At 70.9% G+C, this 17,306-nt stretch carries 19 protein-coding genes and 3 pseudogenes; 16 read left to right on the top strand and 6 right to left on the bottom strand.

Annotation, left to right across the window (positions count from 1 at the left end; genetic code table 11):
• Nucleotides 1–696 precede the first annotated feature (696 nt).
• Together CES90_RS50315 and CES90_RS50310 are read left to right on the top strand one after the other, a co-directional pair.
• Nucleotides 697–1,086: a hypothetical protein gene (locus CES90_RS50315; RefSeq protein WP_229914384.1), complete on the top strand. Its 390-nt coding sequence runs from the start codon at nt 697–699 to the stop codon at nt 1,084–1,086.
• A pseudogene (locus CES90_RS50310) lies at nt 1,083–1,352 on the top strand (histidine kinase); the annotation flags it as partial. The gene CES90_RS50315 and the pseudogene CES90_RS50310, both read left to right, overlap by 4 nt.
• Nucleotides 1,353–1,449: 97 nt before the next feature.
• On the opposite strand, the gene CES90_RS36385 reads toward CES90_RS50310, so the two are convergent.
• Entirely contained in the window at nt 1,450–2,763 is a 1,314-nt protein-coding gene (locus tag CES90_RS36385) for a PP2C family protein-serine/threonine phosphatase (protein WP_189787650.1), read from the bottom strand.
• A 433-nt stretch (nt 2,764–3,196) separates the two neighbouring features.
• Here CES90_RS36385 and CES90_RS36380 point away from each other — a divergent pair, with 433 nt between their 5' ends.
• Nucleotides 3,197–3,724 carry a pyridoxamine 5'-phosphate oxidase family protein gene (locus CES90_RS36380; protein ID WP_189787664.1) on the top strand — a complete coding sequence of 176 codons (528 nt, stop codon included), beginning with the start codon at nt 3,197–3,199 and terminating at the stop codon, nt 3,722–3,724.
• Here the strand turns inward: CES90_RS36380 and CES90_RS36375 are convergent.
• The gene (locus CES90_RS36375) at nt 3,719–4,153 is read right to left on the bottom strand and encodes a DUF6223 family protein (protein ID WP_308437927.1); all 435 of its coding nucleotides are present in this window, start codon (nt 4,151–4,153) and stop codon (nt 3,719–3,721) included. The two genes, CES90_RS36380 and CES90_RS36375, sit on opposite strands and share 6 nt — an antisense overlap.
• Nucleotides 4,154–4,381: 228 nt before the next feature.
• Here CES90_RS36375 and CES90_RS36370 point away from each other — a divergent pair, with 228 nt between their 5' ends.
• Nucleotides 4,382–5,527 (top strand): ATP-binding protein, encoded by a 1,146-nt coding sequence (locus tag CES90_RS36370; RefSeq protein ID WP_189787649.1) that lies wholly within the window; start codon nt 4,382–4,384, stop codon nt 5,525–5,527.
• Nucleotides 5,524–6,186, top strand: a complete 663-nt coding sequence (locus CES90_RS36365; protein ID WP_189787648.1) for a response regulator — start codon at nt 5,524–5,526, stop codon at nt 6,184–6,186. The genes CES90_RS36370 and CES90_RS36365 overlap by 4 nt, the downstream gene beginning before the upstream one ends.
• Nucleotides 6,187–6,203: 17 nt before the next feature.
• On the opposite strand, the pseudogene CES90_RS36360 reads toward CES90_RS36365, so the two are convergent.
• Nucleotides 6,204–6,896, bottom strand: a pseudogene (locus CES90_RS36360) (flavoprotein); the annotation flags it as partial.
• On the opposite strand from CES90_RS36360, the gene CES90_RS36355 reads away from it, so the two are divergent.
• On the top strand, nt 6,853–7,185 hold the full coding sequence (locus tag CES90_RS36355) for an ArsR/SmtB family transcription factor (RefSeq protein WP_189787647.1): 333 nt from the start codon (nt 6,853–6,855) through the stop codon (nt 7,183–7,185). The pseudogene CES90_RS36360 and the gene CES90_RS36355 overlap by 44 nt on opposite strands.
• A gap of 45 nt (nt 7,186–7,230) precedes the next feature.
• Here the strand turns inward: CES90_RS36355 and CES90_RS36350 are convergent, their stop codons facing one another.
• Nucleotides 7,231–8,004 (bottom strand): aquaporin, encoded by a 774-nt coding sequence (locus CES90_RS36350; protein WP_189787646.1) that lies wholly within the window; start codon nt 8,002–8,004, stop codon nt 7,231–7,233.
• 40 nt (nt 8,005–8,044) lie between these two features.
• Nucleotides 8,045–8,353: an ArsR/SmtB family transcription factor gene (locus tag CES90_RS36345; RefSeq protein ID WP_189787645.1), complete on the bottom strand. Its 309-nt coding sequence runs from the start codon at nt 8,351–8,353 to the stop codon at nt 8,045–8,047.
• Between the two features lie 180 nt (nt 8,354–8,533).
• On the opposite strand from CES90_RS36345, the gene CES90_RS36340 reads away from it, so the two are divergent.
• The gene (locus tag CES90_RS36340; protein ID WP_189787644.1) at nt 8,534–8,947 is read left to right on the top strand and encodes an arsenate reductase ArsC; all 414 of its coding nucleotides are present in this window, start codon (nt 8,534–8,536) and stop codon (nt 8,945–8,947) included.
• The gene (locus CES90_RS36335) at nt 8,944–9,306 is read left to right on the top strand and encodes a hypothetical protein (protein WP_189787643.1); all 363 of its coding nucleotides are present in this window, start codon (nt 8,944–8,946) and stop codon (nt 9,304–9,306) included. Before CES90_RS36340 ends, CES90_RS36335 begins: the two co-directional genes overlap by 4 nt.
• A gap of 126 nt (nt 9,307–9,432) precedes the next feature.
• Here CES90_RS36335 and CES90_RS36330 read toward each other — a convergent pair whose 3' ends face one another.
• A complete protein-coding gene (locus CES90_RS36330; RefSeq protein WP_189787663.1) occupies nt 9,433–11,856 on the bottom strand; it encodes a phosphoketolase family protein in 2,424 nt (807 codons plus the stop codon).
• Nucleotides 11,857–11,980: 124 nt separating this feature from the next.
• On the opposite strand from CES90_RS36330, the gene CES90_RS36325 reads away from it, so the two are divergent.
• The 8 genes and pseudogenes from CES90_RS36325 (at nt 11,981) to CES90_RS36290 (ending at nt 17,248) form a co-directional block, all read left to right on the top strand.
• Nucleotides 11,981–12,457, top strand: a complete 477-nt coding sequence (locus tag CES90_RS36325) for a hypothetical protein (protein ID WP_189787642.1) — start codon at nt 11,981–11,983, stop codon at nt 12,455–12,457.
• Nucleotides 12,454–12,758, top strand: a pseudogene (locus tag CES90_RS36320) (hypothetical protein). Before CES90_RS36325 ends, CES90_RS36320 begins: the two are co-directional and overlap by 4 nt.
• A 41-nt stretch (nt 12,759–12,799) precedes the next feature.
• Entirely contained in the window at nt 12,800–13,504 is a 705-nt protein-coding gene (locus tag CES90_RS36315; protein WP_189787641.1) for a CBS domain-containing protein, read from the top strand.
• A gap of 221 nt (nt 13,505–13,725) precedes the next feature.
• A complete protein-coding gene (locus CES90_RS36310) occupies nt 13,726–14,082 on the top strand; it encodes a beta/alpha barrel domain-containing protein (RefSeq protein ID WP_373313600.1) in 357 nt (118 codons plus the stop codon).
• Between the two features lie 10 nt (nt 14,083–14,092).
• A complete protein-coding gene (locus CES90_RS36305) occupies nt 14,093–14,392 on the top strand; it encodes a DUF1876 domain-containing protein (RefSeq protein WP_189787640.1) in 300 nt (99 codons plus the stop codon).
• An 86-nt stretch (nt 14,393–14,478) separates the two neighbouring features.
• Entirely contained in the window at nt 14,479–14,679 is a 201-nt protein-coding gene (locus tag CES90_RS36300) for a hypothetical protein (RefSeq protein ID WP_229914383.1), read from the top strand.
• 165 nt (nt 14,680–14,844) lie between these two features.
• Complete coding sequence (locus CES90_RS36295) at nt 14,845–15,378, top strand: hypothetical protein (protein ID WP_189787639.1); 534 nt, start codon at nt 14,845–14,847, stop codon at nt 15,376–15,378.
• Nucleotides 15,379–15,661: 283 nt separating this feature from the next.
• Nucleotides 15,662–17,248 carry a S8 family serine peptidase gene (locus tag CES90_RS36290; protein WP_229914382.1) on the top strand — a complete coding sequence of 529 codons (1,587 nt, stop codon included), beginning with the start codon at nt 15,662–15,664 and terminating at the stop codon, nt 17,246–17,248.
• The last annotated feature ends 58 nt before the right edge of the window (nt 17,249–17,306 follow it).

The following is a 17,306-nucleotide window of genomic DNA, read 5'->3' as shown; positions in this document are numbered from 1 at the left end:
GATCGGACACAAGAGTGCGCGGTTCCGGCGCGGGAGGCAGACACCCGGTCCCCCCATTCGTCGCACTACCTCCGGCGAGGTGTTCCTTGGCATCGTGACGGCCCAGCAGCGCTGGCGAGCGCTGCTGGGCCGTCACATCCGGGAGTCCCTGAACTATGGCACCCACCGAGCAGTTGCTCTTGTGGACACGCTGCTGACGTGCTGCTGTCCTGGCAATTCCTCCCGAGAACCAGCGAGGACTCCCGGAGTTCAACCCGCGTAACCGTTGGCGCATGCTGGGGAGGTGCCGACGTCACCTTCTCCGGAGGCAGCGGGAATGGCGGAGAGGCCGACCGAAGAGCGCAGGGGCGGCCCCGCGGCACCCCAGTTGCGGCTGGAGAGGCTGCGGGCTCCGGCCCGGATCTCGACGTGGTGCTGCGGCGCCTCGCCGAGTCCGCGGTGGCGCTTGTCCTGGGACTGCTGATCAGGGGCATCCGCCGATGACCACGTTCCTGGGAGCTCCGGTGCGCGTACGCGGACCGGAGCTTCGGAAACCTGTACCTGACCGACAAGCGTGGCGGGGCCCAGTTCGACGACGAGGACGAGGCGGTGCTGCGGCGGCAGCCGGCGTGGCCAGCGACAACGCCCACCTGCACGAGGACACGCGCCACAGGGAGCAGTGGCAGGCGGCGAGCAGTGACCTGACGCGGAGCCTGTTTGTCCGGCACTGACCCGGACCAGGTGCCGCACCAGGTCGCCGCCACTGTGCGGGCGCTGGCCGAGGCCGATCTTGTGGCGGTTGCCGTGGCGTTCGAGGGCGGCGACGAGCTGGTGATCGAGGCCGCCGATGGGGAGGGCGCCGATCGGGTGCGCGGGCTGGTGTTGCTGACCACCACCACGCCGACGGCGAAGGTCTACCACTCCAACGAGCGGATCACCGGCGACGCACTGTCCCGGGAACCGCAGGAAGGGGGTGGCTCCGCGGCCCACGTGGAACTGGCCCTCGGTTCCTGCTTCCGCTGGGTGGCCGCGAGCACGCCCGCGGAGTCCTGCAGGTCACCAACCTGCCCGGCGGCGAGGAGTTCACCGACGCCGCCATACCCATGATCAGTGCCTTCGCCGACCAAGCCGCACTCGCCCTGGAGATCGCCGAGCACCGACGCGAGGCCGAGCATCTCCTGGTCCTGACCGACCGCGACCGCATCGCCCGCGACCTGCACACCCCGGCCATCCAGCGGCTGTTCGCCTCCGGGCTGACGCCGAACTCAGTGCTCGGCCGACTGGCCGCTCGGCCACAAGTGGCCGAGCGCGTCCAGCGTGTGGTCGACGATCTCGACGACACCATCAGCACCGTGCGGACCATGATTTACGCGCTGCGCGAGCGCGTCCGCGCCGGCGGGCGTTCCGGGCACCCTCCCCTTGGAGACGGACGCGTAACCCGCGAGCCGCGCCGTGCGGCCGCGTCGACGGCTACAAGGCGGACAAGGCAGGGGTGCGCAGAGCGAGGATGGCCAGGTCGTCGTGGCCGTCGCTGGGGTGGAGATCGGCGAGTGTCGTGCAGAACGCGTCCAGGGGAAGTAGCACGTGGGCGGCGGCGGTGACGGCAAGGGCCTTCAGACCGGTCTCCAGGGACTGGCGGGGGTGTTCGATCAACCCGTCGGTGAAGAAGACGACGGTGGCGCCCGCGGGCAGGGGGTGCGTGTGGTCGGGGCGGGGCTGAACGGGGTCGACGCCGAGGGGCACGCCGGGCTCGGCATGGAGGTACACCGCCCGCCCGTCGGGAGTGACCAGTAGCGGGGGCAGGTGGCCTGCGGTGCTCCAGTGCAGTGTCCAGGGGCGCCCGTCCGGTTCGATACGGGCCAGGCAGGCGGTGGTGACGGGGTTGTCGGTGATGGCGTGCAGGGTGCGGTCGAGCTGGGTGAGGACCGCGCTGGGCGGGGTGCGCCGGTCGTACAGCAGGGCGCGCAGCATATTGCGTGTGGAGGCCATGGCAGCCGCGGCCCGCAGGTCGTGACCGACGACATCGCCGATGACGGCCGCGCAGGCTCCATCGGGCAGCAGGAAGGCGTCGTACCAGTCCCCGCCCAGATGGCCGGGGGCAGTGGCAGGGCGGTACACGGCGGCCGCGGAGAAGGGGCTCAGGTTGGGCAGGTACGGCAGCAGAAGGCGCTGGAACTGCTCGGCCCCGGCACGGACCCGTTCGAACAGGCGGGCGTGGTCCACGGCCACACCGGCCGCGCCGGCCAGTGCGACCACGACAGCCTCGTCCTGCTCGTCGAAAGGCCGCCCATCGCGGCGCTCGGCCAGGTACAGATCCCCGTAGATCTCGCCGCGCACCCCGATCGCGATCCCGAGCAGGGTGCGCATCGGGGGATGCCCGGGCGGGAAACCCGCGGCCTGCGGGTGGGCGGCGATCTCGTCCACCCGCAGGGGCTCGGGATGGCGGATCAGGTGTGCCAGCAGGCCCCGGCCCTGTGGCCGCCCCGCTCCGGCCACGGCGGCCATCTGCTGTTCGGTCAGCCCGACCGCGATGAAGTCCGACAAACCCGTACGCTGCTCGTCCAGCACGCCGAGAGCACCGTAACGGGCGCCGACCAGGTCCATCGCGGTGCTCACGATCCGGTGCAGCACCACGGGCAACTCCAGCTCCCGGCTGATCGCCAGCACCGCGTCCAGCAGGCCCTCCAGCCGCGCCTGGGCGCCGGCCGGCCTACGGAGCTGCTCGATGGCCTCGTGCAGGTGCGGATCATGTCGCGGCAGCGGGAGCTGGTCTTCCGACTCCATGGTCCGGCCTTCCTGCCGCCCTCTGTCCTGCCGTGGCCGTGACGGCAGCAGGGGATCTGGTCGGTCGCGGCGCGGACACGGTGGCGGTTGAATGCTGCTGTTTCCACGATAGGGAAAGCAATCGACTGTCGCCGCTGCTGGGCGCGGCTGGGTGCTGCGATCCGGGCAGGTCTCGCGAACTGTGCGCAGGGCCGGGTGAGGTAGCCGACGGGGGCGGGCACCAGGTGCACCAGATGCACCAGATGCACCAGATGCACCAGATGCACCAGGCGGGGGTACGGGACTTGCGGGAGTGCTGCCCTGCCGGGGGTGGGCGGGCGGCCTTCAGACGGACGGGCGGGACAGGGTGCTGCCTGCCTTGGCGCGGGTGGCCTCGACCGCTTCCCGTTCCTCGGGGGTAGCACCGTCGGCGGCCTCGGCCGGCACCGCCTCGATGCGGCGGTGCTCGGCTTCCAGCGGGGATCTGGTCGGGGAAGTCCCCGGCGGGCGCGGGGAAGGCCGTGCTCCTCGACCTGGTGTGCGGGCCGAAGACCCTCGCGATCTCCCGGGCAACCTCCGCCATCCGGGCCATCCCGCCCTCCTGGTGGGCGAGGCGGAAGTGGCTGATGACGCCATCGACGGCGTCGTCGTGGCCTTCGAGGCGGACGCGTTCGATGCGGCCGCCCGGTCCGGCTGGAGTGTGGTCGTCACCGGGCGGGCCACCGTGGTGGCCGATCCCGACGAGCACGAGCGTCTGTCCCAAGCCGGCCCCACATCCTGGATGCCCCTGCGCGACGCGGTGTTCGCACGGATCGAGTCAGAGACAACCACCGGACGCGAACTGAGGGGACGCGCGGCACGTGGTGAGGCGGCCCGCCGACGTGTGCACCCCCTAGGGCGTGTTGCGAAAGTCCCGCCTGCCGCCCGACGCCTGGCACGCTCCCCCACTCTCGGCTTCGCTCGAGCGGGGGGACCCTCATGACGCCGCCCGGCACGCCCTCCCGAGCGGACGACGGGACTTTCGCAACACCCCCTGAGCCCCGGACGTGCGCTCGTATCCGTCGCGGTGAGCCGTGCGGCGGGAACGGGCCAGAGCGAGCCCGCCGAGGGCTGTGCCGATCAGTCCCACGAGCATGGCCACGTAGGCCCCGCCCAGCCCGTTGCCGGTGCCGAGACCGCCGTCGGCGGTGGTGGCGACCAGCCCACCGAGGGCCATGCTGGTCAGGCCCGCCACCATGGCAGTACTGGCCCCGAGCGATCCGTTGGCAGTGCCGAGACGACCGGTGGGGCGGGCCAGCGCCAGTCCGGCGATGACCACGCCGGCCAGCCCCAGCAGCGCGCCGGTGGAGGATCCGAGTCGCCCGAGGCTGAAGTCGTAGACATTGGCGGCGATCAGGTGAGGTACGGACATCGAGGTGCTCCTTCTCTTCCTGTGACTCCTGCGACTGGGTGTCCCTTGAGCATGTCCGCCGGTCCCACCCCGGGTCGTCCAGCCGACGCAGACACTTCGCACTGCCGCCGACGCCTCACCCGGCTACCACGAACGCCGCAGGAGGCGCGAAGGTACCGCCGGTGCGGTAGCCGGCCGCTCGTCCGCGAGGCGGACTCGCCTGTGGCGGCCGCCGGTTAGGGTGCGCGCATGAGTGCAGGTGAGACCGGCGTCCGGGCCCGTGTCGGAGACTGGGTCATCGTTGTCGGCGTGGCGGGGGCGCTGCTGGTCACGGGGCTGTCCGGGCAGCGTTCCGCCACGAGTTGGGACTCCGCCGCGAACTGGGACGTGCTCGGGTACACGCTGCTGACGGCCGGCGGGCTGGCGCTGGCCGCGCGTCGCCGGGCTCCGATCGCCGTCCTCGCCGTCACCGGGCTGTGCGCGGTGGGCTACCAGGCGGTCGGTTTCGATGTCCCCGCCGTCGCCTATCTGTTCGCCGTGTACGCGGCCGTGCGGGCGGGGCACCGCGTCGCCACGGTGGCGGCGAGCCTCGCCGTGCTGGCCGCTCTCCCGCTCGCGGCTCTCGCTTCCGGCCTCCACGACACGGGCGCGGCGTTCGCGCAGGCCCGGGGCGCCCTCGGAATCGCCTGGTTGATCGCTGCCGGGGCGGCGGGGGAGGCGCTGCGGCAGGCTGAGCGGCGGGCGGACGAGGCCGAGCGCAGCCGGGAGGAGACCGCTCGGCGCCGCGCCGATGAGGAGCGGCTGCGCATCGCACGGGAGCTGCACGATTCGCTGACCCACCAGATCTCGGTCATCAAGGTGCAGGCCGAGGTCGCCGTCCACGTGGCCCGCAGGCGGGGCGAAGAGGTGTCGGAGGCCCTGCTGGCCATCCAGGAGGCCGGCCGTGAGGCGGCCCGGGAGCTGCGCGTGACGCTGGAGGCACTGCGCGACCACGACCCGACCCCGCCGCGCGGGCTCGACGACGTCCCCGAACTGGTGGAACGAGCGAGCCGGACCGGCCTGAAGGCGACACTGACGATCGAGGGACAGCGGCACGACGTGCCGGCCGCGGTGGGCCGGACCGTCTACCGGATCGTTCAGGAGTCGCTGACCAACATCGCCCGCCACGCGGACGCCGGCACGGCCTCGGTCCGGATCGACTGCCGTCCGGACGCCCTCGCGATACGCGTCGACGACGACGGCAAGGCCACACCTGTCAGCGCGCCGGCACCCGGCGTCGGGCTGCAGGGTATGCGCGAGCGCGTCACCGCCCTCGGTGGCCGGCTGCGGGCGGAGCCGCGTGGCGAAGGCGGCTTCACCGTCCAGGCCGAACTGCCCCTGGACCGCACGTCATGATCCGTGTCCTGCTGGTCGACGACCAGCCGCTCATTCGCAGCGGATTCCGCGCGCTCCTCGATCTCGAGGAGGACATCGAGGTGGTGGCGGAGGCCGCCGACGGCGGCGAAGGCCTGGAGCTCGCCAGAGAGCACCTGCCCGATGTCGCGCTCGTCGACATCCAGATGCCGGTCGTCGACGGCATCGAGACGACCCGGCGCATCGCCGCGGACCCGGCCCTGGCCGGGGTGCACGTCGTCATCCTGACCAACTACGGCTTCGACGAATACGTGTTCAACGCGCTGCGCGCCGGTGCTGCCGGATTCCTGGTCAAGGACATCGTGCCGGAGGACTTCCTGTACGCCGTACGCGTCGCGGCGCGCGGCGACGCCTTGCTCGCACCCTCGATCACCCGCAAGCTGATCAACCGGTACGTCACCCAGCCGCTCCCCTCCCACACCGGCACGGGGCTGGAAGAGCTGACCGGCCGCGAACGCGAGGCCGTCGTTCTGGTCGCGCGGGGCCTGTCCAACGACGAGATCGCGGACCGACTGGTCATCAGCCCGCTGACCGCGAAAACCCACATCAACCGGGCCATGGCCAAGCTGCATGCGCGCGACCGGGCGCAGCTCGTGGTGCTCGCCTACGAATCCGGCCTGGTCGCCCCGCGCGACTCCTGACCACTGAGTGAGACAGGTCAGCAGCCGCCGGCCGTGCTCGGCGCGCCGATGCCGATCTGCAGGGTTGCCGGAGCCGCACAGCAGCCTCCGTCCTCACTGCTCCGGGCGGCGTCGGGGTCGTCGTACAGGCCCGCTCCGCCGCATACGCCGGTCTCGGGCAGGGTCAGCTCGACGCGTTCGGCGGCCTCGTGGTCGCCGGCGAGGGCGGCGGTGATGGAGCGGACCTGCTCGTAGCCGGTCATCGCGAGGAACGTGGGGGCGCGGCCGTAGGACTTCATGCCGACCAGGTAGAGATCCTGCTCGGGGTGGGAGAGCTCGCCCACGCCGTGCGGGTACACGGTGCCGCAGGAGTGGACGTTCGGGTCGATGAGCGGGGCCAGGGCGGTGGGGGCCTGGAGGCGTTCGTCGAGGCCGAGGCGGACCTCGGAGAGGAAGGACAGGTCGGGGCGGAAGCCGGTGAGGACGATGATCTCGTCGACCGGCTCGAGGCGGCGGCCGTCCTCGGCGGCGAGTACGAGCCGGTCGCCGTCGCGGTCCACGGCCTGGGTACGGAACCCGGTGACCGCACTGGCGTGGCCGGCCTCGACGGCGGCCTTGGCGCGCAGGCCCAGGGCTCCGCGAGCCGCGAGTTGGCCGGCCTCGCCGCCGCCGAAGGTGTTCGCGCCGATGCCCCGGCGCAGGATCCACACCGCGTGCGTACCCGGCTCGTTCACCGCGGAGGAGGCCGAGACGGCCGCGCGGATGTTCAAGGCCCTGGGCGACCCGGTGCGGCTGCGGCTGTTCTCCGCTGTCGCCTCGCACGAGGGTGGCGAGGCGTGCGTGTGCGACATCTCGGACGTCGGCGTCTCCCAGCCGACCGTCTCGCACCATCTGAAGAAGCTCAAGGAGGCCGGACTGCTGACCTCCGAGCGGCGCGGCACCTGGGTGTACTACCGGGTCGAGCCCTCCGCCCTCGCGGCGATGGGCCAACTGCTGAGCACTGCGACGAAGGCCGCCTGACCGCCTGCTTCTCCTGGTGGGTCGTCCGGGGGACGCCCCCGGACTTCACTCGGCGACTTCCCGCTCCGGCAGGAAGATGAGGGCCACCAGCGCCAGCCCGACCACGGCACCGATCAGCTGCATGCCGATGAAGCCCGCGACCGAGCCGGGCGCGATGCCCGCGAAGGTGTCGCTGAAGGTGCGGCCGATGGTCACTGCGGGATTCGCGAAGGACGTCGACGAGGTGAACCAGTACGCGGCGCCGATGTACGAGGCGACGGCCACCGGGGCGAACCGCAGCTGGTCGGTGCGGGCCAGACCGAAGATCAGCAGGATCAGCCCGGCTGTGGCGACGACCTCGCCGAGCAGCAGGTGCCCGGCGGACCGGTCGTGCGTGGACCACTCCACCAACGGCTCGCCGAACATCGCGTCCGCGAGTATCGCGCCCGCGATCGCTCCCACGATCTGCGCGGGGACGTAGACCGCCGCCTCGCGGATCGTCACGCCCGCGCCGCCACGCCTGCCCGTCCACCATTCGGCCAGCGTGACCACGGGGTTGAAGTGCGCGCCGGAGACCGGGCCGAGCAGGAGGATCAGGACGCCGAGGCCGAAGACGGTGGCCAGGGAGTTGGCCAGCAGCTGCACGCCGACGTCCTTCGTCAGCTCGGTGGCCTGGATGCCGGAGCCGATCACCACCGCGACGAGGGCCGCGGTGCCGACCAGTTCGGCGGCCGCGCGGGCCGTTATCGGCCTACGGGGCGGGGTGGCGCCCGGAGCGGGCTGCGGCTCGGCAGCGGCGGGCATCACGGACTCCGCGGCGGACTCGTGTGTGGCGGTCAACAAAAACTCCTTGGTGCAGTCGCCAGGAAGCGGCGAGGAATCAGGGACAGGACCGCTTGTTGTCGGAGGCGGTACGAGCGGACTCGGCCAGGTCGGCGAACCGGCCCGCGAGGGAGGCCATGACGTCGGGCTTGAGCCGGTAGTAGGTGAACCGGCCGCAGGGCTCCGTCTCCACGACCCCGGCCTCGCGCAGCACTCTCAGATGGTTGGAGAGGTTGGTCTGCCTCGCACCGGTCTCCTCCACGAGGTGGGTGGTGCACAGCATCTCTTTGGCGAGCAGGGTCACGATCTGGAGCCTGAGCGGGTCGGCCAAAACCCGGATCAGGTCAGTGTCGACTGACGTCATCATGGACTGATACTGTCACATCAGCGGCGAGTGACACCACCGGGTACTGACGTCATTCCCGCCTGATATACGTGACGTGCCTGACGTACAGGACCTGATGGATGTACTGATGTGCCCGACATACCTGATGTGCCTGGTGTGCCTGATGTGCCTGATGTCGTCGCGAGACAAGAGAGACCTCTGATGTCCGACAAGCCCTCCGTGCTCTTCGTCTGTGTCCACAACGCGGGCCGTTCCCAGATGGCCGCGGCATGGCTGAGCCACCTGGCCGGGGACCGCGTCGAGGTCCGCTCCGCCGGTTCCGCCCCCGCCGACCAGGTCAATCCGGCCGCTGTCGAGGCCATGCGTGAGGTCGGCATCGACATCACGCACGAGACCCCGAAGATCCTGACCATCGACGCGGTCAAGGAGTCGGACGTCTGCATCACCATGGGCTGCGGCGACACCTGCCCGGTCTTCCCCGGCAAGCGGTACCTCGACTGGGCGCTGGACGACCCGGCCGGTCAGGGCGTCGAGGCGGTGCGCCCGATCCGGGACGAGATCAAGAAGCTGGTCGAGGGCCTGATCGAGGAGGTCGCCCCGGAGAAGACGGCATGAGTACGGGCGAGATCCGCAAGGTCATCGTCATCAGCTCCGGGACACCCCGCCGAACTTCCCTCGGCGGTTACCTGCCCGCCAAGCGGGCGCGGGTTCCGCTGTTCCTGCTCTGCACCGAGCAGTGGGGCTTGTACGACCGCCTCGATCCCGGCGGGCGCAAGCTGCGCAAGCACCGTGATCACTACACCGACACCGATTGGCGCCGACTCGACGAGGTCGCCCGACGCACCGGAAGAGCCCGCCCGTCGCGCCCCCGACCAGGCCCGCCGACTGCCTCGGGACGGTCCACCTCCAACCGCTACAAACCCGGTGGCACCGGTACCGCGGGCACGGGCGGATTCACCGTCCATGGGGTCTGAACCCGAGGAACCCGAGGAACCCGAGGAACCCGAGGAACGGGCACATCTGTTTCCTCGCCCAAACATCCATCAAATCGGAAGAAGCACGGGGAGCACCCCAAGATCCGTCTGGGTCGTGAGGCCCTGTCAGCCGTCCCAGGTCCAGTCGGTGACCTCGGGGAGGTCGGTGCCGTGTTCGCGGATCCAGTCGTGGTGGCGCAGTCGGGCATCCTCCATCCGCTGGCGTACGGCGGCGGCGCGCACCGCGAGGCCGGGGACGCGGTCGATGACGTCCATGACGAGGCGGTAGCGGTCGAGGTCGTTGCGGACGACCATGTCGAACGGGGTCGTCGTGGTGCCGATCTCCTTGTAGCCGCGCACATGCAGGTGGGGGTGGCCGGTGCGGCGGTAGGCGAGGCGGTGGATGAGCCAGGGGTAGCCGTGGTAGGCGAAGATCACCGGCTTGTCGGTGGTGAACAGGCCGTCGTACTCGAAGTCGCTCATGCCGTGCGGGTGTTCCTCGCTCGGCATGAGCCGGGCGATGTCGACGACGTTCACCACGCGCACCGCCAGCTGCGGCAGGTGGCGGCGCAGCAGCTGGGCGGCCGCCAGCACCTCCTGGGTCGGCACGTCGCCCGCGCAGGCGAGGACCACGTCCGGTTCGCGGGAGCCGTCCTCCGTGCCCGCCCAGTCCCAGATGCCGGCGCCGCGGGCACAGTGGGTCCTGGCCTGTTCCATGGACAGCCAGTCGAAGCAGGGCTGTTTGCCGGCCACGATCACGTTGACGTAGTCGCGGCTGCGCAGCGCGTGGTCGGCGACCGAGAGCAGGGTGTTGGCGTCCGGCGGCAGGTAGACCCGTACGGCCTCGGGGCTCTTGTTGAGGATGTGGTCGACGAAGCCGGGGTCCTGGTGGGAGAAGCCGTTGTGGTCCTGGCGCCACACGTGCGAGGTCAGCAGGTAGTTGAGGGAGGCGATGGGGACGCGCCAGGGAAGGCGGCGGGTGACGCGCAGCCACTTGATGTGCTGGTTGACCATCGAGTCGACGATGTGCACGAACGCCTCGTAGCAGGAGAACAGGCCGTGCCGGCCGGTGAGGAGATAGCCCTCCAACCAGCCCTGGCAGGTGTGTTCGGAGAGGATCTCCATCACCCGGCCGTGCCGGTCGAGGTGTTCGTCCACGTCCAGGATCTCTGCCTGCCACGCCTTGCCACTGGCCGCGTAGACGGCCTGGAGGCGGTTGGAAGCGGTCTCGTCGGGGCCCACGAGGCGGAAGTCACGCCGGTCGGTGGTGCCTCGCATGAGGTCTTCGACCATGTCGCCGAGGACGCGGGTGGGTTCGTGCAGGGTCGCGCCGGGTTTGTCGACGGGGACGGCGTACCGCTCCAGCGGGGGCAGGGGCAGTTCACGCAGCAGGAGTCCGCCATTGGCGTGCGGGGTGGCGCCGAGCCTTCGGGCGCCCTCGGGCACGCAGGCCAGTACGTCCGGGCGGGGGCTGCCGTCCTCGTCGAACAGCTCCTCCGGGCGGTACGACCGCAGCCACGCCTCGAGTTGCCGCAGGTGCTCGGGGTTGTCTCGGACCGCGGCCAGCGGGACCTGGTGGGAGCGCCAGGTGCCCTCCACCGGCAGTCCGTCGACCTCGGCCGGGCCGGTCCAGCCCTTCGGGGTGCGCAGCACGATCACCGGCCAGCGGGGGCGCTCGGTCGCGCCGTCCTCGCGTGCGGCGCGCCGGAACGCGGTGATCCGGTCCAGGGCGGTGTCCATGGCCTGCGCCATTGCCCGGTGCACGGTGGCCGGGTCGTCGCCGGTGACGTGGATCGGGTCGTGGCCGTAGCCCTTGAGGAGGTCGTCGAGTTCGGGCTCGGGGAGCCGGGCGAGCACGGTCGGGTTGGCGATCTTGTAGCCGTTGAGGTGGAGGATCGGCAGGACGGCGCCGTCGTGGACGGGGTCGAGGAACTTGTCGGAGTGCCAGGACGCGGCCAGCGGGCCGGTCTCCGCCTCGCCGTCGCCGATCACGCAGGCGACCAGCAGGCCGGGGTTGTCGAAGGCGGCCCCGTAGGCGTGGGAGAGGGAGTAGCCCAGTTCGCCGCCCTCGTGAATGGAGCCGGGTGTCTCGGGAGCGACGTGGCTGGGAACGCCGCCAGGGAACGAGAACTGTTTGAACAGCCGCGCCATCCCGGCCGCGTCCCGCGTGATGTCGGGGTAGGTCTCGGTGTACGAGCCCTCCAGCCAGGAGCCCGCGACCACGGCAGGACCGCCGTGACCGGGGCCCCAGATACACAGGGCGTCCAGGCCACGGGCCCGGATGACCCGGTTGAGGTGGGTGTACACGAGGTTCAGCCCGGGCGAGGTGCCCCAGTGGCCGAGCAGCCGCGGTTTGACGTGTTCGGGGCGCAGCGGCTCGGTCAGCAGGGGGTTCGCCATGAGGTAGATCTGGCCGACGGACAGATAGTTCGCGGCGCGCCAGTGGGCGTCCAGCGTCCTCAGCTCGTCGTCGGCGAGCGCAGCGAGATGAGGGTCCCCCCGGCCGGAGGCTGGGGGAGAGGCGGACTCCTGCCGCGTGTCGACGGACATCATGGGTTCCCTTCCGGATCGTGGTCGGTCGGAGGTGCATGCGGGTCCGTACGGCCTCACTCTCCTCCACATGCCGGGTGCCCGACAGGGCCGACCGGGTCGTCTGCCGTGCGCCTTGCCTGCGGTGCCGGCCATCAGGCGGTCGGCACCAGCAGCACAGGGAAGTACCGGCGCGCCGCCGGGTGCCTATGACGACGAGGCCGGGCTCGCGGGTACCCGTCAGCAGGGCGTGGCCGGGCCGGTGCGGACCGTGCGGCCCCTGCCGCTCCTGGCCCGGGGCCGTCGCGGCCACCAGCGAGGGCAGCTCGGGCGTGGTGTGCCGGTGCGCGGCGGAGCGCAGGACGCGCAGGCGGGCCGCGCGCCGGTGACACCGCCGACCCCGGTTACCGACGACGGTGAGGACCGCCTTCTCGCTCTCCTCTGTCAGCACCCCGGCTACGCCGCCCGCCACGGCCTTGGTCTCCACCGGCAGACCGGGGTGGCGCTCGTCGACCCGTACCGCGGCCGACGCCTGCACCGGGCCCGTACGGCGACCAGCGAACCCGTTCACTCCTACGGTCACATGCCGTTCAGCCATGTCCCCGTTACCGTCGCCGGCTGATGCGCTTCGCCCGTGAGGTGTCGTTCCCGCAGGGCACGCGACTCTTCGAGGAGGGCGGCCGTGCCGACAGCTTCTGGATCACCCGTACCGACAGCTTGGACCTCGACCTGCGCGTACCCGGCCGCCGCGCGGCCGTCATCGGTTCGACGGCACCGCGATACGCTCGATGTGCGAGGACGATCCCGACCTGGGGCGGACGGTCGCCCTGTGGGTGGGCGACGTACTCGCTCACCGTCTGTACTCGGCCCGCACCCGGCTGCTGGACCTGTACGCCCCCTACGGCAGCGGCTACCTCCTTTGACCGGGACGACGAGTCGAGGTGACAGTGCCGAAGGAGGCATCATGCACGGCACCCCGCACATCGTCAGCGACGTGATGACCCACACTGTCGCCGCCATCGGCCGTGGCGCCTCGTTCAAGGAGATCGTGCGGATGATGCAGGACTGGAAGGTCAGCGCCCTGCCCGTCCTGGAGGGCGAGGGCAGGGTCGTCGGCGTCGTCTCCGAGGCCGACCTGCTGCCCAAGGAGGAGTTCCGCGACAGCGACCCCGACCGGTACACCCAGCTGCGGCGCCTGCCCGACCTGGCGAAGGCCGGCGCGGTGACCGCCGGGGAGCTGATGACCTCGCCGGCCCTCACCGTCCATGCGAACGCGACGCTCGCCCAGGCCGCGCGGACCATGGCCATGGCGAAGGTCAAACGGCTGCCCGTCGTCGACGACGTGGGCATGCTGCAGGGCATCGTCAGCCGCGCCGACCTGCTGAAGGTGTTCCTGCGCGAGGACGAGGACATCGCACAGGAGGTCCGCCGTGAGGTGGTGTCGTACCTCTTCCCCGCGTCGACGTCGTCCGCACGTGTGGCGGTACGGGACGGGGTCGTCACCCTCAGCGGAGGCGTCCGGGACGCCTCACTGATCCCCGTGGCGGCACGGCTGATCCGGGCCGTCGAGGGGGTCGTGGACGTGAACTTCGACGTCTCCGAGAACGGCGGTTCCGCCGAGCCGACTCCTGACCCGTCGAGTCACAGCGACAACTCCTCACCCTCGTGACCCAACCTCGACGGTGAGGTCTCCTGCTGCACGACCAGGTCCGCGAGGGCTACGAACTGACACTCTCCGCGCCCTTCGGCGATGTCTCACGGCATCGAACTGGCCGAGAACGCCACGGTGTTCCTGTGCGGCCCGCTGCCGTGCATGCGAGATGTCCGCACGCGGCTGCTGGGCGCCGGGGTTCCGCGGTCGCCGCCGGTCAGTACTCCTCCGCTCCCCGCGTGGTCGAGTACGCCGGCCGACCGGTGATGAAACTGTCCTCGGCGAAGGTGACGGCTCCCGGCCCGAAGCAGGTGTTCCGCCGCCCCGGCTACGCCGATGTGATCGGCCTCGACGATGAGCGGCCGACCCATGGGGGCGCACCGTTGCTGGAGACGGTGATGCGGAACGGTCGGCGCGGCGGCGGGCGGCCGCGGCTCGTCGAGTGCGCGGAGAGGTTCGCCGCCGATCTGGGCGGGCTGCCGCCGGCGGCTCGCCGGATCAGGGATCCCGTCGCGCCGAGGGCGGTTCTGTCCGGGCGGCTGACCGACCTCGCCGATCAGGTCCGGCGACGTATCGAGGCGTCCGTACCGGGATGAGGAGGAAGCGATGCCGCACACCGCGGAATGGGAAGTCCGCCTCTACCTCTTCGAGGACGAAGGGACGACGAAGGCACGCGCGGTGCTGGACACCGGAAACATCGGTGGCACGCCGCTCACCGGCCACGGGGTGGCGCACCGCAACCCCGCGGACACGGATGTGCCGGAGATCGGTGACGAACTGGCGGCGGGCCGGGCCATGCACGACCTCGCCCAGCAGTTGGTGGCCGCCGCCGAGCGGGACATCGAGGGCATGGGCGCGGCCGGGACCGGGCAGGACACTCGCCCGGCGTTCGGATGGCCACTGTGAACGGTCTGCCGGTCACCCGCATGGCCGCCACGAGGCGTCGGCCACGCTCGACCGTGTTGGTATGGGAGCGACCTCTATTCCTACGGATGGAGTCGACCATGTACGAGATGTGGTGCGGCGCGAACACCTCGGGAGAACCGATGTGGCATGTGCTGACGACAGACAAGACCCTGACGCTGTGCGGGATGGAGAAGCACGAAGAACCCGACGGGCGGACGCCGACGGACAGGCACTGCTTCCCCTGTATGAAGGCGTTCCAGGTCGCCATGGCGTCCGCCAAGTCCTGAGCACAGCTGCGGGAGCCCCTTCTGCCGCACCGCCGTTCGAGGGATCGATGGAGCGTCCGAATTGCGGTCAAGAAAAGGGCAATTTAGCGTCAAGTGTCGGACTTATCCGATAAAGCCAGTGCAACTCCTTGCGCTGGCTTGCCCATGGCATCGAACGGAGCATTCATGTCGGTGATGACCGGTACCCAACCCCTCCAGCAGTACGGCCAACAGTTCGGCGGCCAGCAGCAGGGCGGCCAGCAGTTCGGCGGCCAGCAGCAGATCGCCCAGATGGTCCAGCAGGCCATCCAGCAGGCGTGTCAGCAGACGGCCCAGCAGGTCGCACAGCAGGTGCAGCAGACGTTCCAGCAGATCCAGCAGATCCAGCAGCAGCTGCAGCACCGGCCTGAACTGGCCCAGCAGGCGCACCCGTACATGGCCCTCGTGCTGCACCGCACGCTGGCCGGGGCCGTCCGCCACGCCGTGGAGCAGTCCGTACAGCAGGCGCTGCCCAACGCGATCGTGACGCTGCTTCAGCAGAGCCAGCAGGGCTCCCAGGGCCAGCAGGGCGCCCAGGGCCTGCAGAGCCAGCAGAGCCAGCAGCCGTGGGGTGGCGGGTCCAGCCCGCAGCCGTTCGGCCAGTCGTACGGTCAGCAGTTCCCGCAGTACCAGCAGCCCTCGTTCGGCCAGATGGGCGGTCAGCCCTTCGGTATCGGCTGACATCAGGCGGCGCGCGATGCGGTGTGCCCAGGTGCGGTTCCTGGGCACACCGCATCCCCGTGGAAGCGCGAGCCGCCTGTCACCGGATCAGGAGCACAAGGACGACGTAGGCGTGGTGAAAGTGGACGTAATGGTCAAGGACAGGCCCGCAAACAACCGCGGGAGCGGATCCGAGGGCGCGACGGCCGACGGGTCGGCACCCGAGGGCAAAGAGAAAGAAACAGCGCCACGCAGGCAAGGCGCACCGTCGCCCATCGCGGTGCAGCCGCGGCGGTCACGGTACATGGTGACAGCGCTGCCGCAGCATCTCCTGCCGCCGGGAGTTCCCGAACCGAGCATGGACGCGGTGTGCGACCGGCTGGACCGGATGCCCGAGGTCACGGTCGTCCGCAGACTCCGGCCGTCGGACAAGCTCCAGTCGGCGGGCCTCCAACCCTCCTGCCCGGAGATCGCCGTTGTCGAGGCGGCCGAGGCCCAGGTACCGGTGATGCGGTCGCTGCACGTACACATCGAACCGGACCTGCCCCTGTCCGGAACCTTCCCCGTGGCCACGCAGACCGCGGGCGTGCTGCCCCTGCACGATCCGGGGCTGGTCATGCCCCTGGAAAAACCCGTGGAGATCGCGCTGCGCGTCTGCGGCCCGGACGGTGAACCGCTGGCCGGCGCCGGGGTGTTCCTGATCGGGGCGACGTGGCCGAGCCAGGGCGTCACCGGAGCCGACGGCACGGTCACCGTCACACTGGCGACGGAGACGGCGGAGTCCATTCAGTCCCTGTACGTGCGCCCCGCGGGCGGTTACACGGACCGCTGGATCCACCGTCCCGACCTGTCGGCGACCCAGGAGAACCTCGTCACCCTCACCCCGTTGTCCAAGGTGTACCCGGAACTGGAGCAGCGGCAGCAGTACGGCTGGGGCCAGCAGGCCATGCGGCTCGACCGGCTGCCGCCCACGTTCCGTGCCTTCGGCATCAAGGTCGGCATGATCGGTTCGGGTGTCAGCGCCGAGCACCCCGATCTGAAGCAACGGGTGAGCTCCGGGGTCGACATCGTCCGCGGTACGGACGAGGGCTGGGCACAGGACACACTGGGCACCGGCACACACGCGGCGGGCATCATCGCCGGCGCGGACACCGGCTCAGGCGTCATCGGCATCGCCGTCGACGCCTCGATCGAGGTCTGCCAGGTCATGCCCGGCGGGCACTTCAGCGACCTGATCGCCGCTCTGGACCACTGCATCGAGCGAGAGGCCGACATCGCCCACATCGCGGTCGCGACCCCGTATCCCTCGGCGCTGGTCTCCCGCAAACTCGCCGACGCCACCGCGGCCGGTATCGCCTGCATCGCCCCGGCGGGCGACACCGGCGGACCCGTCTGCTTCCCTGGCTCGCTGCCCACGGTGTTCGCCGTGGGATCCCTCGGGGTCTTCGGCTCGTACCCGGAGGGCACCTCCCAAGCCACCCACGCGGGGCCGCAGTTGACCCCGGAAGGGCACTTCTCCGCACCGTTCAGCTGCCTCGGAGCCGGGGTCGATGCGGCTGCCCCCGGCGTGGCGGTCCTGTCGTGCGCCGCGCAAGGCGGCTACACCAGCCTCGACGGCACCGCCACGGCCTCGGCCCACATCGCGGGCCTGGCCGCGCTCGTTCTCGCCCACCACGAGGACTTCCACGGCCAGTTGCTGCCCCGCGGACCCGGCCGGGTGCAGCGCCTGTTCGAGATCATCTCCGCCAGCTGCCGCCCGCTGGCCGCCCCCGGCACGCTGGAGGCGGCACGCGTGGGACGCGGCCTTCCCGATGCCCTCGTCGCCCTCGGACTGGCTCCCGGAGTGCAACTCGCGCCGGCCCTATCGCCCTACGCCGTGTCCATGGCCTGACGAGCGCGTCCCGCGACGGCACACGAAACGGCACCCGCCTCGGGGCAGCGGGTGCCGT

It is taken from the genome of Streptomyces capitiformicae (assembly GCF_002214185.1).
GTDB classification, from domain to species: domain Bacteria; phylum Actinomycetota; class Actinomycetes; order Streptomycetales; family Streptomycetaceae; genus Streptomyces; species Streptomyces capitiformicae.
The sequence above is the reverse complement of the archived record's forward strand: the minus strand, read 5'-3'. Positions and strand labels throughout refer to the sequence as shown.